At 70.1% G+C, this 17,547-nt stretch carries 14 protein-coding genes and 2 pseudogenes; 10 read left to right on the forward strand and 6 right to left on the reverse strand.

Annotated features, from left to right (window positions below):
• Positions 1-223 precede the first annotated feature (223 nt).
• The 3 genes from P3T29_RS24935 to P3T29_RS24945 form a co-directional block, all read right to left on the reverse strand.
• A complete protein-coding gene (locus P3T29_RS24935; protein ID WP_280718852.1) occupies positions 224-2,488 on the reverse strand; it encodes a hypothetical protein in 2,265 nt (754 codons plus the stop codon).
• On the reverse strand, positions 2,485-3,204 hold the full coding sequence (locus tag P3T29_RS24940; protein WP_280718853.1) for a hypothetical protein: 720 nt from the start codon (positions 3,202-3,204) through the stop codon (positions 2,485-2,487). The genes P3T29_RS24935 and P3T29_RS24940 overlap by 4 nt, the downstream gene beginning before the upstream one ends.
• Positions 3,205-3,361: 157 nt before the next feature.
• Complete coding sequence (locus P3T29_RS24945; protein ID WP_280718854.1) at positions 3,362-3,958, reverse strand: Pycsar system effector family protein; 597 nt, start codon at positions 3,956-3,958, stop codon at positions 3,362-3,364.
• Positions 3,959-4,421: 463 nt separating this feature from the next.
• On the opposite strand from P3T29_RS24945, the gene P3T29_RS24950 reads away from it, so the two are divergent.
• Positions 4,422-4,781: a Crp/Fnr family transcriptional regulator gene (locus tag P3T29_RS24950; protein WP_280718855.1), complete on the forward strand. Its 360-nt coding sequence runs from the start codon at positions 4,422-4,424 to the stop codon at positions 4,779-4,781.
• Positions 4,782-4,784: 3 nt separating this feature from the next.
• On the opposite strand, the gene P3T29_RS24955 is transcribed toward P3T29_RS24950, so the two are convergent.
• Together P3T29_RS24955 and P3T29_RS24960 are read right to left on the reverse strand one after the other, a co-directional pair.
• Positions 4,785-4,979 carry a hypothetical protein gene (locus P3T29_RS24955; protein WP_280718856.1) on the reverse strand — a complete coding sequence of 65 codons (195 nt, stop codon included), beginning with the start codon at positions 4,977-4,979 and terminating at the stop codon, positions 4,785-4,787.
• A gap of 215 nt (positions 4,980-5,194) precedes the next feature.
• A pseudogene (locus P3T29_RS24960) lies at positions 5,195-5,296 on the reverse strand (SDR family oxidoreductase); the annotation flags it as partial.
• Positions 5,297-5,343: 47 nt separating this feature from the next.
• Here P3T29_RS24960 and P3T29_RS24965 point away from each other — a divergent pair.
• From P3T29_RS24965 to P3T29_RS32740, 3 genes and pseudogenes are all read left to right on the forward strand, one after another.
• Positions 5,344-6,228, forward strand: a complete 885-nt coding sequence (locus tag P3T29_RS24965; RefSeq protein ID WP_280718857.1) for an MFS transporter — start codon at positions 5,344-5,346, stop codon at positions 6,226-6,228.
• Positions 6,225-7,673 (forward strand): annotated as a pseudogene (argS, locus tag P3T29_RS24970) (arginine--tRNA ligase); the annotation flags it as partial. The gene P3T29_RS24965 and the pseudogene argS, both read left to right, overlap by 4 nt.
• A 118-nt stretch (positions 7,674-7,791) precedes the next feature.
• The gene (locus tag P3T29_RS32740; protein WP_348532862.1) at positions 7,792-8,034 is read left to right on the forward strand and encodes a DALR anticodon-binding domain-containing protein; all 243 of its coding nucleotides are present in this window, start codon (positions 7,792-7,794) and stop codon (positions 8,032-8,034) included.
• Positions 8,035-8,058: 24 nt separating this feature from the next.
• Here the strand turns inward: P3T29_RS32740 and P3T29_RS24975 are convergent, their stop codons facing one another.
• A complete protein-coding gene (locus tag P3T29_RS24975; RefSeq protein ID WP_280718859.1) occupies positions 8,059-9,108 on the reverse strand; it encodes an AraC family transcriptional regulator in 1,050 nt (349 codons plus the stop codon).
• Between the two features lie 113 nt (positions 9,109-9,221).
• Between P3T29_RS24975 and P3T29_RS24980 the strand changes: the two genes are divergently transcribed.
• From P3T29_RS24980 to P3T29_RS25005, 6 genes are all read left to right on the forward strand, one after another.
• Positions 9,222-10,145, forward strand: a complete 924-nt coding sequence (locus P3T29_RS24980) for an NmrA family NAD(P)-binding protein (RefSeq protein ID WP_280718860.1) — start codon at positions 9,222-9,224, stop codon at positions 10,143-10,145.
• Between the two features lie 178 nt (positions 10,146-10,323).
• Positions 10,324-12,171: a polyketide synthase gene (locus P3T29_RS24985; protein ID WP_280718861.1), complete on the forward strand. Its 1,848-nt coding sequence runs from the start codon at positions 10,324-10,326 to the stop codon at positions 12,169-12,171.
• Between the two features lie 160 nt (positions 12,172-12,331).
• Positions 12,332-13,510 carry a monodechloroaminopyrrolnitrin synthase PrnB family protein gene (locus P3T29_RS24990; RefSeq protein WP_280718862.1) on the forward strand — a complete coding sequence of 393 codons (1,179 nt, stop codon included), beginning with the start codon at positions 12,332-12,334 and terminating at the stop codon, positions 13,508-13,510.
• On the forward strand, positions 13,507-14,784 hold the full coding sequence (locus P3T29_RS24995) for a flavin-dependent oxidoreductase (protein WP_280718863.1): 1,278 nt from the start codon (positions 13,507-13,509) through the stop codon (positions 14,782-14,784). Before P3T29_RS24990 ends, P3T29_RS24995 begins: the two co-directional genes overlap by 4 nt.
• A 71-nt stretch (positions 14,785-14,855) precedes the next feature.
• Positions 14,856-15,542, forward strand: a complete 687-nt coding sequence (locus tag P3T29_RS25000; protein WP_280718864.1) for a DsbA family oxidoreductase — start codon at positions 14,856-14,858, stop codon at positions 15,540-15,542.
• 52 nt (positions 15,543-15,594) lie between these two features.
• Positions 15,595-17,235 (forward strand): BBE domain-containing protein, encoded by a 1,641-nt coding sequence (locus P3T29_RS25005; protein ID WP_280718865.1) that lies wholly within the window; start codon positions 15,595-15,597, stop codon positions 17,233-17,235.
• Positions 17,236-17,547 lie beyond the last annotated feature (312 nt).

Genomic DNA, 17,547 nt, shown 5'->3' on the forward strand with positions numbered 1-17,547 from the left:
GGGTTCCGGCTGCACCAAGCAGCCTCAGTCGGAACCCGTCCACCTCCTCCGGCCCAGTACCTCGTCAAGACCGGCCTGACTTGGCGTCAAGGGCTGTAGGGACTGGTGGAAGGTGCTGCTGATTGCGCGATAGCCGAGTCGCCGGGCCAACACACCCAACCCCATGTCACCCAAGATCGTTAGACTGCCACGCCGTCCCGAGTGTCGGCATCCGCACACCTGTTCAAAGGGTGCCGACTGAGACCATCGGACCATCCGTCACGGGCTGTCTCGATTCCGGGGGCATCTCCGGGCGCGATATGCGGTCGAAGAGGTGGTCGCCGACCCGGCTGCCGTCCGGAAGAGTCGTCTCGCGGACCGCCTGGTACAGGTCCATGGCCGCCTGGGCCTGCGAGTGGCCACGCAGCGTGGGCGCGAGCCGGCCGAGGACGATGTCGGCGGCAGTGTGGTCCGTAGCAGTGCTGCGGAGCCAGGCCGCCGCGCGGGCGATGACCTCTGGCGACTCGGCAAGGTCGCCGAACAACTCCCGGAGTCCGCTCAGGAGGTGAGGTTCCACCAGTGGGGATGCCGGGCCGAACAGCCAAGGGCGCCCGGCGTCCTCGCAGCGCATCAGGGCGAGGAGGGCCAGTCGTCCCGCAGGGGCAGGCCGCTCTCTGACCAGCCAGTTCTCGACTTCGCGAACCAGCATCGGGCGCATGCCGGGCCTCGGCGCGAGGAAGTCGAAGACGTCCAGCGCCTGGGCCCGGATCGTGCGGTCGTCCGTCTGGACAAGATTGCGCAGCCGGGTCATTGCCAACCGGCAAGCGCTCTGCGTGCTGTTCTTGTCGATCAGGACTCCCCGGCAGACGTCCGCGACGACCGCCCGGACGGGTGCTGTCTGCTTCGCCCACTTCGAGAGCGACTTCCAGGTGGTGCCGCTCATGTGGTCGTCCTTGAGTGCACGCTCGGTGACGGTGACCAGGAGTGCCGCGCGGTCGGCCTGGAGCGCCAACTCCCTTAGTTTGTCGAGGTCTTGTGACTTCCGGTGACGGAGGATCAGCGCGGACAGGGCGCGTGGCGAGGGATCGCTGGCGGTCCGCGGACGGACCGGCAGGCACACCAGCCATTCCATCAGCACCGGGCGGAACGATGGGAAGTTGTCCCAGACATAGCCGAGAACGGCCTCCGAGTACCCGGGGCGGTCGAACGTGACTCGGTCCTGCGGGTCGACATCTGCGGACAGTGCCAGCAGACGCGGGCGTAGGCCTCGCCCGGCGAAGATCGTTCCTATGTTGGGCGAGCCGACGGCCTGCGGCCCGCCGGACGCGGCTTCGATGGCTTTCTCCAGAGCGTGGGCGTCCGCACCAATCACCGAGGCCGGCGCGGTGCGGTGGATGGCCAGGGCGAGCAGCAGGCAGCGGTCCGAGAGTGAGAGCGGAGCCTCCTTGACGGAGGGCGGTCTGGCCGGGTCGTTGAAGAGCGTGTCGAAGTGCTCGCGCCAGTCGGCAAGTGCCAGCTCGATCTGCGCCCGCAATCCGTCGGCCGGTATGGCTGGGGCCGCCAGGTGCTCTATTCTCGCGGGGCGATCGACAGGGCCCTGTGTGCCGTTGCTGTCGGCGGTGGCTTGTCGCTGCCGGTGAGTGGCCCATTGCCGGACGACCGTCTCCACGCAGCGCATGGCCTCGACGGCGTCGCGCCCCTGGATCGATGCCCTGGCGTTCGCCGACTGGACGTACTGGATCAGCGGGCCCAGGCCCTTGGCACTGAGATGGTGCTCGACGAGTTGTTGCGCGTTCGGTGGTGCCGGCAGGTGAACGACCTTGATCCCCGGCCCGGACCAGCTGTGGTGGCCGGCCCACAGTTCGTCCGTGGCGGTCACCACCAGGTGGGAGTTGGCCTGGCGCAGCCTTTCCGCGAACTTCGAAAGACGGTCGAGGAAGTCGCTGTCGAAGCGGTCGCTCTCGGGATCTTTCAACTCCAACAGGTAGGTGTGGTCAGGTTCGAGCGGGAGCCGTCCGGTGGACGGCTGACTCCAGTCGGCCTCCAGGTCCAGCAGGGTGGATTCCGCTGCGGTATGGCGGGCACTGAGCTGCCGGGCGAAGGTGGTGGCGCCGTACCCCCGGCGCGATACGATCAGGAGAACTCCGTAGCTGCCGCCTGGCCGAAGCACGTCGGCACCGTTGGACCAGGCCTGCTCCCACTCCGGCGGCTGGAGGAAGACGGCGGAACGGACCAGTTCGGCCCGGTTGAATTCCGTTCCGTCGAGGACGTCGCGCTTGCGAGTCTCCTGGTTCAGGTTCTCGATGTGATTGGCGAGTACATCGATGTTGGTGATCCGGGACGGGAACGCGTCCCGCCGGGGACGGTCGGCACGGGGGTCGGACGGTGGCGGCAGTATGAACCGCGGTGGCCCGCTCCCGAAGTCGGTGTCCGACGCCCGGTGTTGTGCGGGCAGCGACGCGAGCAGGCCCTCCAGGTCGTCCACTGTCCGGTGATCGTCGGTGTTCACCCGTTGAGCTGCCCTTCATCGGAGGCCCGGCTGGCGTGGTTGATCTGTCGGGTCCGCAGGGTGTTGATGTTGTCGGCCAGGGTGTTGATGTTGACGTTGCCGGACACCTGGATTCCGCTTGGGGTCACCGGTGCCGTGGTCCCCTTGGCCTCCTCCTGGACGGCGGGCGCCTCGCTCTTCTCCAGGTACTGGGCGACCACGCTGGGGCTGAGCCTGGGCACATGGATCCACGCGGTTCGGGTGAAGCCCTTGCCCGGTACGGTGGCGGGTGCGGCGAGGAAGTCCCGCTCCGGCAGAAGCCTGCTCCGGCGGGCCAGGACCACCCGTCGGTACATCTCGTCGGACAGCGCGAGGGCGGTGTAGCTCCCATGGGCACTCGCGGCGGCGATACCCGCCCGGACGGCGTCGCTGTCGACGAACCGCGCCACGTCGTTGATGGCATCCGCCAAGTTGCTCTCGGGCATGGGCCCGACGTGCACGCTCACCCGCACGAGCAGCGGCGGGTCGTCACGCTGTCGCTGCTGCTCGTAGCTGTGCAACTCCTCGTCCAGGAGCCGGATCAGCGGGTCGACCAGCCGCCAGGTGCGGGCCGGCGGGAGGACGAGTATGCAGCCGTCACCAGTGTCCTGGCGGTACGTCGGGCTCTTCCACTCCGCAGGTAGGCCGCTCTGCATGAAGGCCGATTCCAGCGCGCTGTCCAGGGCCTGACGGAGCATGGGCTGGCGATGCTCGGGAGCCTTGCTGAAATCCTTGATGTCAACCGCGAAGAGCGTGTGTTCAGGTGGCAGGTCCCAACGATGGGCTGGAACGGCGGTGTCCATGGAGCGATTCCGTTTCTGGTCGATCAGATCGGTGGAGCTGTCGTCAGTCTGCTTACGCTACAGAGTTCATCATCGCTGGCAGGGTGGCCAGTGTGATCCCGGCCCCGCCCAGGACCAGCGAGATGCGCACCCGTACGTGCTTCGCCCAGGCGATTCGGGAGAGCGTCACCAACTGCCTGCTCAGTGCCGGAAGCAGGTCCCGCTCGGCTAGCGCGTCGGCCAACTCGTCGGCACTCCAGTGCCTCAGATGACCGAAGTAGATGACATTGTGCCGCCAGTCGTCGGTCTCGCCACGGGAACCGATGCGGGGAGCCACCGCCGCAATCGCGAAGACGAGGGCGGCGGCGACGAGTACCGCGCTGAGCCAGAGGTCTACGACGGTGGCCGTCTGTCGCCCCTGCGAGTATGTCCCGGAGATCGGCGTGGTCTGCGCGACGCTCGTAATCGCCACCAGAGCCGCTGTTTCGAGGCTCAGGGCGAACGAGGCCTTGACGTCCACCCGGCCGACCCACTCGGACAGCGAGCCGTGGATGCGCCAGGCTGCGTCGAGCCCAGCGGCGGTGGCGACTGGGGCGGTGGCTACCGGAGTGGTGGCGCCTGAACGTCCTGGGAGCGAGAGGCCGTTGGTTCCGATGGTCGGGGCGCTCATGTGGTTCTCCCATTCAGTGGAATTCCGGGGCCAGTCCGCGGTGAGGCGACCGACTGATCATCTTTGTACCTGAGGCGGAGGGGCCCGTCTGCGTCAAACTGCCCAGAGGGAACGGGAGGCAAGTTACGGTGGAGTTCGAAGGGGGCGAGTGATGGCCGGATCGGCGCTGTCGGAAGAGTGGAGACGCCTGATCAGGTCTGCGGGCCAGGAGGTGCTCTGGCGGCGCGGTGAGCTCCTGATGCGTGAGGGTGACATCGCGGATCGAGTGGTTCTCCTTCAACGGGGCTTGGTGAAGGTCACCGCGGTATCCGCGACCGGCTTCACCAGCCTCCTTGCTCTGCGCGGACCGGACGAATTGCTCGGTGAGCTGTCCTGCGTGGATGGTGGGCCCCGGTCCGCGACGGCAACAGCGATGGGGGAGGTGGCGGGGGTGGCCGTACCGGCGCCGAGATTCGCCGCCCTCATGGAAGCACACGGCGGACTCGCGCTGGCCGTGCTGCGGTGCGTGGCTGTCCGGCTGCGGGAATCCGACGTCGGCCGGGCGGACCTCGGTGCGCTGCCGACGATCGCACGTACTGCACTGGTCCTCGCGAGGCTCTCCCAGAGTTACGGGACTCCGGTGCCGGACGCGGCGGACTGTATGGCTCGCCGCCTGACCGTCAACCAGCAGGAGCTTGCTGGAGCGGTCGGCGCCTCCCGGGAGTCGGTGGTGCGGGTCCTGCGCGTGCTGACCGAGCACCGCCTGATCGTCGTTTCGCGCGGACAGGTCGTGGTACGTGATCCGGCCGTCCTCGCCCGTTGGCCCGGTGCCGAGTCCGGCTGAGTCTCAGCGCGGTGCCCGGCGGAGCAGGCTCACGGTCCGCATGGTGGGCGCGGTGGCGGGGCTGGTGATGCATTCGATGTTGAACGCGGCGTCGTGGCCGTAAGTTCTTCCGACCGGCGGCTTCGCGCCCAGCCGCGACGACGCGATCCGGGCCGGTTCATGGAACCGCCGCAGGTCAGTGGCATCGCCCCGCGCCATGCCGAAATTGTCCGGCCTCAGGGAGCGGTCGCGAGCCGGCTGACGGCCACGATCCATGGCCGGACCGCCGCCGCGGCGGGCCGCGTGGGCTTCCGGGCCCGGTTCTCGGCGTGGTGCTGCTCCGATGCGCCCGGCCTGCCCGTCGTCGAACTGTCCCCGGCCTGGTGGGAGCGAGGGAGGGATGACCTCCCGATGAGCTGGGCGAGGCCCCGGGCTCAATGGCCCATCCCCGCTCCGCCGTCCACAGGCAGTACGGCACCGGTGATGAAGGACGCCTCGGACGAGGCCAGGAAGCGGACTGCTGCGGCGACTTCCTCACGCCGTCAAGGAGAGCGTCCACGGCGGACCCCTGCACACCAGGGTCGTGGTCGCCGCGCTGCTCGGGATCGGCGGGCTGGGCCTGTTCGCCCGGCGGCAGACCCGGCTGGCCGAGCCGCTGATCGACATGCGGCTGTTCCGCCGCCGCGAGTACGCCGGGTCGGTGTCCGCAGCGCTGGTCGCCATGTTCGTCACCGCCGCGCTGTCCCTGATGTTCGCGCAGTACTTCCAACTCGTGCTGGGCTGGTCGCAGTTGAGCTCCGCACTGGCCGGGCTGCCCGGCGCGGCGGCGGCGGTGGTCGGCGGGGTGGCGGCGGCCCCGGCGCTCGCAAGGTGGGGACATGGCCGGGTCGTCCCCGTGGGCCTCGCGCTGACGGGTCTCGGCTGCGCGCTCTGCCTGCCGGTGGACACGACGGCGAACTACCCGGTGGTGCTGGTGGCGATGCTCGTCTTCGGGACGGGCGCCGGCCTGAGCGTCGCCGTCACCAATCACACCGTGGTCGAGGCGCTTCCACCCGGCCGCGCGGGTGCGGCCGCGGCGATCTCCGAGACGGCCTTCGAGGTCGGCGGTGCGTTGGGCATCGCACTGATCGGCAGCGTGCTGAACGCCGTCTACCGGGCGCGACTCGTCCTTCCCTCCGGCCTGACCGGAGAACAGGCGGGCCGGCTGCGCGAGTCGATCGGTGGCGCGCTGACCGACGCCCCGGCGATGCCGGCGGAGTCCGCCCGGGCCGTCGCCGCCGCCCGGCAGGCGTTCGTCGACGGCATCCACGTCGCCACAGTGGCCTGCGCCATGGTGGCCGTGCTGCTGGCCGGGGTCACGTCGTCCGCCATGCGCGCCGGCACCGACGGGCCGGCGGCACATCGTCCAGCACACCGTCCGAAGCGATCTTCGAGCCGGCCCGGCGCGGAACAGACCAGGAGGTCATGACAGTGGTGCACGGTGACGTGGGCGTCGAACTGGGGCGACGAGTGGCTGCGGCGGTGGCGGCGGCACTGGACCTCCACATCACCTCGGACGAGGCGGTGATCCGGCCGTCCAGGCGGGACGGTGTCGACTACCAGAGCAATGTCGCGCTGAGTCTGGCCCGAAAGGTGGGTCCGGACAGGACGTCGGGCCGCGACGCACGGGACATCGCAGCGGACATCGTGGCGCGCCTGGACGCAGCCGACCTCGTCGAGCCGCCGGAGATCGCCGGTAGCGGGTTCATCAACCTGGTGCTGACTCCCGAATGGCTGGCCGGCCGGGCGAGTGCCCTGCTGGACGACGAGCGGCTCGGCGTCCCGCTGGTCGACAGCCCACGCCGGATCGCGATCGACTACTCCGGTCCCAACGTGGCGAAGGAGATGCATGTCGGGCACCTGCGCTCGACGGTGCTCGGCGATGCGATCAGCAGGCTGCTGCGGTTCGCCGGGCACGAGGTCGTCCCGCACAACCACATAGGTGACTGGGGAACGCCGTTCGGCATGCTCATCGAGCACATGGTGGACGAGGGCCGGACCGGCTCGGCCGATCTCCCCTCGATCAGCCTCTCCTCGACCGGCCTCTCCTCGATCGGCGACCTCTCGATCAGCGACCTCAACGGCTTCTACCAGGAAGCGCGCAAGAAGTTCGACGCCGAGCCGGATTTCGCGAACCGCGCGCGCCGCCGCGTCGTGCTGCTCCAGGGCGGCCACCAGGAGACGCTGGCCTTGTGGCGGCGGCTCGTCGACGAGTCGGCCGAGCACTTCGAGCAGGTCTACGCGATCCTGGGCGTCCAGCTCACCCCTGACGACGTCTACGGCGAGAGCTTCTACAACCCGTTCCTGGCGGACGTCGTCAAGCAGCTGAGCGCCAAGCGACTCGTCAAGGTCAGCGACGGCGCAATCTGCGCGTTTCCCAAGGGTTTCACGAACCGCGACGGCGACCCGCAGGCGATGATCGTTCGTAAGCGGGGCGGCGGCTACGGTTACGCCTCGACGGATCTGGCCACCGCGCGGTACTGGATCGAGGAGCGCGGTGCCACCGACCTGCTGTACGTGGTGGGCAGCCCGCAGGCGCAGCACTTCGAGATGGTGTTCGCCGTGCTGCGGGAGGCAGGCTGGCTCACCGGCGACCACCGCGCCGAGCACATCGGTTTCGGTTCGATTCTCGGCGAGGACGGTCGGACCATCCGAACCCGCGCGGGTGGCTCGGTGAAGCTCGTCGACGTGCTCGTCGAGGCGGTGGACCGGGCCACGGAGATCGCCGAGCGGGGATGTCTGACGGAGGATCAGCAGACGGTGGTGGCCCGCGCGGTGGGCATCGGCGCGGTCAAGTACGCCGACCTCGCCAACGACCGTCGCAGGGACTACGTCTTCGGCCGGGACCGGATGCTCGCGATGGACGGCAACACCGCCGTCTACCTGCAGTACGCCAACTGCCGGATGCGCTCGGTACTGCGCAAGGCGGGCGCCGAGCCGGCCGGCGGGACGCCGGTGGTGATCTCCCGACCCGCGCGAGCGAGACCTGCTGTTGCGGATTCTGGGGTTCCCGCAGGCGTGCGCGGCGGCGACGCAGGGCTACGCCCCGCACAAGCTCTGCAGGTACCTGTACGAGACGGCGAGCACGTTGTCCTCCTTCTACGCCAACTGCCCGATCCTGGCCGCCGATGCACCGGACGTACGTGACTCCCGACTGGTGCTGGCCGCCCTCACCTCGAGGGTGCTGACCCTCGGGCTGTCGCTGCTCGGGATCGAGGCCCCGGAACGGATCTGAACCAGGCGGACGCTGTTCGTCTCCTCACCCGTCGCCGGGATGCCCAGCTGCGCGGCTTCGGGCGTACGAGAGCATGGTCGGGCAGGCGGTCAGGTCGATCTCGATCTCGTCAGGTGTGGGCGGTCTGTCTGCGGAGACGGAGATCGAACCGTAGGTGGTGCGGTATTCCCCCGGCGGCATCTGGAACCACTTCCGGAAGGCGAGGTGGAGGCCGACCGTGCTCTGGTAGCCGACCTGGGCTGCGATCGAGTGCTGGCTGTCGGCGGTCTCGGTGAGCAGTCTGGCGGCCTCCTGCATCCGACGCCTGGTCAGGTGGCGGGCCGGAGACTCTCCCAGCAGCTCACGGAAGGCCGAACTGAACGAGGACCGCGACATCCCGGCCTCCCGGGCCAGCTCGGGCAGCGACCAGGGCTTGCCGAAGTCGGAGTGCATGGCCGACAGGGCCTTGCTGATCCCCGGGTGCTGGACGGCCTCCAGGGCGGGGGAGGGCTGCAGCCCTTCGCCGAGGGACAGTTGCAGCGCGAGCAGCAGCACCATCTCGAACGCTCTGAGGGTGATTACCGTGTTCCCGGGGTCCGTCTGCAGGCATTGGGCCACCAGACTGTCCAGGGTGTGCAGCAGGAGAGGATTTTTGTCCAGTACCTGACGTGTAATCAGGATCAGCGGTGGTAATGATCGGTAGAGTGGCGACTCTCCGAGTGGCGCGTAGTGCAGGCCGGCGCAGATCAGCTGGACTTCGTCCCCGGAGCCGCCGATCCGGATGACGCCGGTGGCCCCCGGGGGCCGCTCGGGCAGTGCCAGATGGAGGGGCAGGGTGGTCCGGTCCGGGGCGTCGGAGAGGGTGTGCTCCGTCCCGTGGGGGAAGAGCACCAGGTCGCCGCTGTGCAGCTGGATCGGCCCCGGGCGGCTGTCGAGGGTGAGCAGGCACTGACCGGAGATCACATAGTGCATGACCGCGCAGTGTTCTTCACTGCCCTGTACCGCCCAGGGCGCCCCTGCGGTCCATCGGCTCTGGAACACGCCACGCAGTCGCAGTGGCGTGAGCAGTTTGCTGAGCACATCGTCGGCGATCAAGGCTTCGGATGATCCTTAAATCGGAGGACAGTTTTGTTTATTGAGCCTAACTCACCGGCCTCACCATACTGTTGATGTAGCTCTGTCGGATCGTACGAAAGGTCATACCGGACATGAGTGGAACCGAGCAGCCGAAATACCTGGTGGTGGGGGCGGCCGGCTATCAGGGCGGCGCGGTCGCGCGGCTGCTGGCCGAGGGCGGGCACGTGGTCCGGGGCTTCGCCAGGCAGCCGGAGGCGGGCCGGCCCGAGGTCGAGATCCCCGGAGCGACCATCGTGTACGGCGACCTCGGGAAGCCGGCCGAAGTCCGGCGGGCGTTCGAGGGGATCACGCACGCGTCCGTGGTGCTGCCGCTCGTCTACGACACCGAGACCGTGCTCGGCTTCGCGCGCAACGTCGCCGAGGCCGCCCGCGCGGCCGGCGTCCGCCAGGTGGTGTACAACGCCAACACCCGGATCCCGGACGGGCTGACGTCCCATGCGGCGTTCGAGACCAGGCGGGCGGCCGAGGAGGTGTTGCGGCAGAGCGGGATCCCGCTCGTCGTGCTGCGTCCGCCGGTGTACCTGGACAACATCTTCAGCCCGTGGACCGGCCCGGCGCTGGTGAACGACGGGGTGCTGGCCTATCCACTGCCGACCGGGGCCCGGGTGGCGTGGCTGTCGCACCGCGACCTGGCCACCGCCACGGTCGCGGCCCTGGGTCGTCCGGAACTGCTCGGCCGGACCATCGACCTGGGCGGCGCGGAGGCGGTCACCGGCACCGAGCTCGCGGCGGCGTTCGCCAAGGTCCTGGGTCGTGAGGTCGGCTATCTGCCGCTGCCGGCCGCCGACTTCGAAGCCGGCCTGGCACAGGCCCTCGGCGCCGGGACGGCGGCGGGCGTTGCCGGTGTCTACCACCACGCGGCCACCGAGGCCGGGGTGGACCTGCTGGACGGCGACCCGGAGCTGGTGGAGCGGACGCTCGGGATCCGGCTCACGCCGGTCGCGGAGTGGATCGCGGCCCAGCCCTGGGAGCACTGGGTGACAGCGGCGGGCTGATCGGGACGCGGGGGAGATGTGCGGCGTCCACCGTGCACATCTCCCGTACGTCGCCGTGGGGGTGGCGCCAGGGTGCAGCTCGGCATGGGGGCCGGGACGCACGACACCAGCGGTGTGACGCCTGCGGGATGCGGGATGCGGTGACTGTAAGGCAGTACCAACGGGGGAAGAGAGAGGAATGGTCTCGACTGCACACGCGGTCGGCCGGCAGCAGCCGGTCGCCGTGATCGGGATGGGATGTGCGTTTCCGGGGGCGCGTGGCCCGGAGCAGCTCTGGGAGTTGCTCCGCGACGGGGTCGATGCGCTCGGTGAACAGCGAAAGGAACGGTTCTCCACCGACACCCTCAACGACTCGGACGCGGACGGCCGGGGGACGGCCGCGCGCGACCGGGGCGGCTTCCTCGACCGGGTCGACGAGTTCGACGCCGACTTCTTCGAGATCGGGCCCGACGAGGCGGCCCGGATCGACCCGCAGCAGCGGATCCTCCTGATGACCGCGTGGGAGGCCCTGGAGGACGCCGGGCAGCCGCTGGAGGGACTCGCCGGCAGCCGGACGGCGGTCTTCGTCGGTCAGATGCACGCCGACTACTGGGAGGCCCAACTCCGCCAGGGCACCGACACACTGGACCTCGACGCGTTCACCGGAAGCCACCAGCGTTCGCTCGCCTCCGGCCGGCTCTCGTACGCGTTCGACCTGCGTGGGCCGAGCGTCACCGTCGACACCGCACAGGCCTCGTCCCTGGTCGCCGTCCATCTCGCCTGCCAGAGCCTGCGTGGCGGGGAGTCGGCGCTGGCGCTGGCCGGAGGGGTCAATCTGATCCTCGGCCCGCACCAGGAACTGATGCTCTCCCGGGCCGGGGTGCTCGCCCCGGACGGCCGCTGCAAGTTCGGTGACGAGGACGCGGACGGCTTCGTCCGGTCGGAGGGTGCCGGCGTCGTGGTCCTCAAGCTGCTCGACCGTGCGCTCGCGGACGGGGACCGGATCCGTGCGGTGCTGCTCGGCAGTGCGGTCGGCAACGACGGACGGTCCAAGCCCGGCCTCACCGCTCCTTCGGTCACCGGGCAGCGGACGGCGATGCGTTGGGCCTACGAGTCCGCCGGCGTGCTGCCCGGAGAAGTCGACTACGTCGAGGCACACGGCACCGGCACCGGCATCGACGCGGTGGAACTGGCAGCCCTCGGCGAGGTGCTGAGCGAGGGCCGGCCGAGCGGTCGCCCGTGCCTGGTCGGCTCGGTGAAGACCAACATCGGTCACACCGAGGCCGCCGCCGGAATCGCCGGTCTGATCAAGACCGTGCTCTGCCTGGAACACAGCCAGGTGCCGCCGAGCCTGCACCACCGCAGGCCGAGTACCCGGGTCGACTGGAACGGCCTGCCACTGGTGGTACCGGTCAGGTTGCAACCGCTGCCCGAGCGCGGCCGGCCGACCGTCGCCGGGGTGAACGGGCAGAGCATCTCCGGCGCCAACGTGCATCTCGTACTCAGGCAGTCGGACCCGGACCCGATCGCGTACCGGCCCCCGGCCGGGCCCGGCCGGCCGCAGCTGCTCACCTTCACGGCCCGCAGCCCGCAGGGGCTCGACGAGTTGGCCGTCGCCTACCAGGCCTACCTGGCGCCGCACGGCGCCGGCCGGGCCTTCGAGCTGCCCGACATCTGCCACAGCGCCGCAGCCCGCCGTACGCACCACGGGAGCCGGCTGGCCGTGATGGGGGAGTCGCACGACGCCCTGGCCCGCTCCCTTCAGGACTACCTGTCCGGGCGGGCGGACGACGCCAAGGTGGCTGTCGCCCATGACATCCCGGCCGGGGAGCGGCATCTGGTCGCCCCCGTGCTGTCCGTGCGGCCGTCGGCCTGGGCCGGGCTGCTGCACTCCGTCACCCCGGACGGCCTCCCTGCGGGAGTCTCGTGGACGCAGCTCTGCGAGCCGACGGGACGGTATGTCCCGGTGCCGCTGTCCCCGTGGCAGCCGGGCAGTTTCTGGCTGACCGCAGGACCGGCGGCCCGGTCCTGTCCGGGCAGCGTCTGATCATCCCCAGGGTCACGGCCTGACTCAGGCCGCCCTCACTCCGGCCGCCCCGTCGCGGGCCGGCTGATCCCGAACGTTCACATCCCGGATCCCGGGCACCGGTGCGCAGTTCCGAGGACTCGCTCCTCACGCGCGCCAGGAAGCCCATCAGGAGAACGCCATGCCCTCGGTCAGTCACGTCGACCTCGCCAACTCCCGCTACATCGAAGCAGCCAGGAACCTCGACCCGTTGCACGCGGACGCACTCTGCCGCGCCGCGCGGGAGATGAACAGTCAGGAGGACGTCCACGGCCTCGCCGTGGCGTTGCGTCGGATCAATCCCGCACTCGAGGAGGTCGCAGGTTATTCGGTCCAGGAGTCCCTCGCGGCGATGCGAGATCTCGGCCTCTTCCTGGGGTCGCTCAAGCGCCATGGGGTGGAGCCCGTCGAGGCGGTGCCCGAGGTCGCGCCCGTCCTGCTCGCTCTGGGTGCGCGCACCGGAATGGTCCCCCGGGACACCGTCCACCACTACACCACCTGGAACCCGCCGGGCGAGCGGCAGCGCATGTACACCGGTGACCCCCAGGAGGGCCACCTCCAGGAGTCCGTGCGGATGGTCTTCCCCAAGCTGAGGGACGGCCTCGAACTCTGCGACCGGCTGTCCGGGACGGAGATCGAGGACCCGGGGTTCGCCCTGCTGGTGGACGAGCTCGCCGAGCACCTGGGCGCCATGGTCGACTGCATCGACCTGGTGGTCGGCAAGGTCTCCCCGGTCTTCTTCGCCCGTACGCTCCGGCCGTACTTCGAGGACGTGACCGTCGACGGCACCGCGTTCCTGGGCCCGGCAGCGGCGCAGGCGCCGCTGTGGCTGATCGACCTGGCGCTCTGGGCCTCCGACCGCAGCGCACCCGAGTACGCGGCCTTCCTGGCCGACTCGATCCCCTACAGCCTGCCCCGCTGGCGTGAGCTCTACAGCCGGTGGCTGACCGCTCCCTCCGTGGTGACCCGGCTGGTCACCGCCCTGGGCAGGTATCAGGACGGCCCGGCGGAGCTGCCCACGGCACTGCGGGCCGGCGCGGAGGCGCTGGCCCGGGCGCTGCGGGTGGTGGTGGTCTTCCGTGGCCGGCACCTCGGCATCGCCCGCAAGGCGTACGAGGCGGACCTCCGGCTGTATCCGGTGGGCAGCGGCGGCGCCAGTGTCGATCTGCTCCGCGAGATCCTCGACCTCACCAGGGAGAACCTCGTCCTCAGCAGGCCGCGCACCCCGGCCGCACCGGCCACCCCGGACCACGGCACGCCCACCAGTGCGGTCGGCCTGCTTCCGAAGCAGCGCAACCGGGCCTCGGAGGTGGCGCGATGAGCATCCTGATCGCCGGCGCCGGGATCGGCGGCCTCACCGCCGCGCTCAGCCTGCACGCCGCCGGCTTCGAGGACGTCCGGATCGTCGAGGCGGCCAGGGAGCTGCGCCCGCTCGGGGTGGGCCTCAACATCCTCCCCAACGCCGTCCGGGAGCTGGCGGAGCTCGGGCTGTACGAGGAGCTGGCAGCGGTCGCGGTGCTGACCGGGGAGCTGTCCTTCCGCAATCGTCACGGGTCGGTGATCTGGAACGAGCCTCGCGGCCTCGCGGCCGGCTACCGCTGGCCGCAGTTGTCGATCCACCGAGGCCGCCTGCAGAGCGTGCTCGCCGAGGCCGTACGCGACCGTCTCGGCGCCGGGGCCATCGTCACGGATGCCCGGGTCGTCGATGTCACCGAGCTGTCCGACGGCCGGGTCGAGGTGCTCCTGAACGACGCGGCCGGCCGGCCGACGCAGACCGTGGCCGACCTGCTGGTCGGTGCCGACGGAATCCACTCCGCCGTCCGGGGCGTGCTCTACCCGGACGAGGGGCCGCCGCCGTGGAACGGGCTGATCGTCTGGCGCGGCACCACCTGGAGCGAGCCGTATCTGAACGGCTCGACCATGGTGATCGCCGGTGACGACCAGCAGAAGCTGGTCCTCTATCCGATGTCCACGGGAGCCGCTCCCACCGACCAGGTGCTGATGAACTGGGCCACCGCCCGGCGGGCGGACAGCACGGAGCCGGAGTACCGCGCCGACTGGAACCGGCCGGTGCATCCGGACAAGTTCCTCCGGTACTTCGCGGACTGGAAGTTCGACTGGCTGGACGTCCCCGGCCTGCTCAGCACCGCCGCCGAGGCGTACGAGTACCCGATGGTCGACCGGGACCCGCTGCCCCGCTGGACGTTCGGGCGGGTGACCCTGCTCGGCGACGCGGCGCACGCCATGTATCCGGTGGGCTCCAACGGCGCCACCCAGTCGATCGTCGACGGCCGGGTGCTCGCCCACCACCTCGCGGTGCGCGGTGACGTGGACGAGGCGCTCGCCGCGTACGAGCAGGAGCGGCGCCCGGCCATGACCCAACTGCAGTCCAGCAACCGGCAGATGGGCCCGGAGATCGTGATCGGCCTGGCTCACGAGCGAGCTCCGGAAGGCTTCGACGACATCCACGAGGTCATTCCCGAGGCCGAGCTCCGGGCGATCTCCGAACGGTACGCGCAGGTCGGCGCGTTCGACCCGGCCACCGTCAACTCCCGTCCGTCCTACAGCGTCCAGCGGATCAGACGGTCCGGGTGACCGGACGGGTGACCCGCCACCGGAACATTCGAAATCCAGCCGCAAACCAGTCGAAATCCAGGAAGGTGAACATGAAGGTCGAGATCTACTCCGACATCTCCTGCCCGTGGTGCTACGTGGGGAAGCGGAACTTCCAGCGGGCCCTCGCCGCGTTCCACGGGCCGCAGGTCGAGGTCGTCCCGCGCGCTTACCAGATCGACGGCGAGCTGCCCGAGCTGCCGGTGCCCCTGCTCACCTGGATCGCCGGGAAGTACGGCGACCAGGCCCAGGCGATGAGCGACCAGGTCACCGAGGTCGGCAAGCGGCTGGGCATCGACTTCCACAACGACATCGGCTACGCGGTCAACACCCTCGACGGCCACCGGCTGTTGTGGTTCGCCCTGCGGGAGTACGGCCCTGCCGTGCACCAGGAGCTCGAGGAACTCGTCTTCGCCGCCTACTTCACCGAGGGCGGCAACGTGGCCGACCGGGAGCTGCTGGCCGACCGGGCGGCCGTGGCGGGCCTGGACCGGGACCAGGTGCTCGCCTTCCTCGCCTCGGACCAGGGAACGGCCGAGGTCCGCGCGGAGATCCGGGCCGCCCGGACGGACGGGGTGACCACCGTCCCGACCTTCGTCATCGACGGGAAGTGGCGGCTGCAGGGCGCGCAGGACGCGTCGGCCTTCCTGCGGGCGCTGGAGGCGGCCGCCGCCGAGTCGGAGCAGTCGGCGCGGAGCAGCCAGGGTGGGGCCTGCGCCGACGGAGCCTGCGCAGTCTGACGATGCCGATCAATTTCCTTTACCCGCAACACAAATGACGGGGGATCAGAAAATGTCCAGCAGTACACGCCGTACCTTCCTGCGCAGAAGCGCAGTGATCGGCGGAATCACCGCGGCGGCAGCCACGGTACCCGGCCTCGCGTCCGCCGCGGATCCGGCGACGGTCGACGCGACCGGCGCCACCACGAGTGCCGCGCTCGGCCCGCTCACCTTCCTGCCCGGCGACGAGCAGTACGGGGACCTGGCTCGCGGCGCCAACCAGCGGATCGTTGCCAGCCCTGACCGGATCCGCCTGGTCGGGACGTCCGACGAGGCGCTGCAAGCGGTGCAGGCGGCAGTGCTGGCCGGCGAGCGGATAGCCGTCCGGGGCGGCGGGCACTGCTTCGAGGACTTCGTCGGCAATCCGGAGGTCAAGACGCTCATCGACCTGTCCGGGCTGAAGTCCGTCGGCTACGACGCGTCCCGCCGGGCCTTCGCGGTCGAGGCGGGGGCGCTCCTCGGCGAGGTGTACGAGCGGCTCTTCAAGGGCTGGGGCGTCACCATCCCCGGCGGGTCCTGCCCCACGGTCGGCGTCGGCGGCCACATCCAGGGTGGCGGCTACGGTCCGCTCAACCGGCTCTTCGGCCTCACCGTGGATCACCTCTACGCCATCGAGGTGGTGGTGGTGAACGCGCTCGGCGTGGCCCGGAAGGTGGTGGCCACCCGCGAGCCCTCGGACCCGAACCGCGACCTCTGGTGGGCGCACACCGGCGGTGGCGGCGGCAACTTCGGACTGGTCACCAAGTACTGGTTCCGCACTCCCGGTGCCACCGGCACCGACCCGACGGCGCTGCTGCCCACGCCGCCGAAGGAGCTGCTGGTCTGCACCGTCAACTGGGCGTGGAGCGACCTGAACCAGACGGCGTTCACCAGGCTGCTCAAGAACTACAGTGCCTGGTTCACCGCCAACAACGCACCCGACTCCCCGAACAAGCACCTCTACGCCCACCTCAGCCCGTTCCACATATCGGGCGGCAACGTGCACCTCAGCGTGCAGCTCTCGGCCGAGGCGGCCGACCCGGAGGGGCTGCTGGACAGCTTCCTCGCCGCAGTCAACGACGGGGTGGGCGCCACCTACCAGACCTCCGACCGGCGTCGGCTGCCCTGGCTGCTCGGTACGCGCTGGCGGGGCTTCGCCGACGGTGCCACCACCTGGCGGATCAAGGGCAAGTCCGGCTACCACCGGCAGACCTTCACCGACGAGCAGGCTGCGGCGATCTACCACCACCTGACCCGGACCGACTACTTCAACCCCGGCGCCGGAATCCTGATCGCCTCCTACGGCGCCCAGGTCAACGCCGTCGCGCCCGACGCGACCGCGCTTCCGCACCGGGACTCCGCGCTGATCCTGATGTACGTGACCCTGTGGGCCGACCCGGCCCAGGACCCGGTCCACACCCAGTGGATCAGGGAGCTCTACCGGGATGTCTACGCCTCCACCGGCGGCGTCCCGGTCCCCGGTGACCTGACCGACGGCGCGTACGTCAATTACGCGGACGTCGACCTCGCGGACCCGGCCTGGAACACGTCCGGCGTGCCGTGGCAGACCCTGTACTACAAGGGGAACTACCCCAAGCTCCAGCAGCTCAAGGCGCGTTGGGACCCGCAGAACATCTTCCACCACGCGCAGTCGATCACGCCGGCGGGCACCTGACAGCGAGTCCGCAGCCCGGCAAGGCCCCCGGCATCAGCCGATCCGGGCCGATGCCGGCGCTCATCAGCTCCGGAGTCCCCGGCCTGACGTACACCGGCCCGGCGCATACCGGCCTGAGGTACACCGGCCGGGGCTCCGGAGCTGACGCCCCTTGCGGAACCCGTCCACGATGCCGTCGTCCTCCCGGAAAGAAGTCGCACCGTGACCACGACCAGCCCCAGCCCCGCTGCCTTGCTCGCCCGCCTGACCGCCCCGGGCGCGCCCGCGTTCGCCCTGCTGCACCGCCGGGCTCCGCGCCTGGCCCCGGACACC

Origin of the sequence: Kitasatospora sp. MAP5-34 (assembly GCF_029894335.1) — a bacterium.
Taxonomy (GTDB): domain Bacteria; phylum Actinomycetota; class Actinomycetes; order Streptomycetales; family Streptomycetaceae; genus Kitasatospora.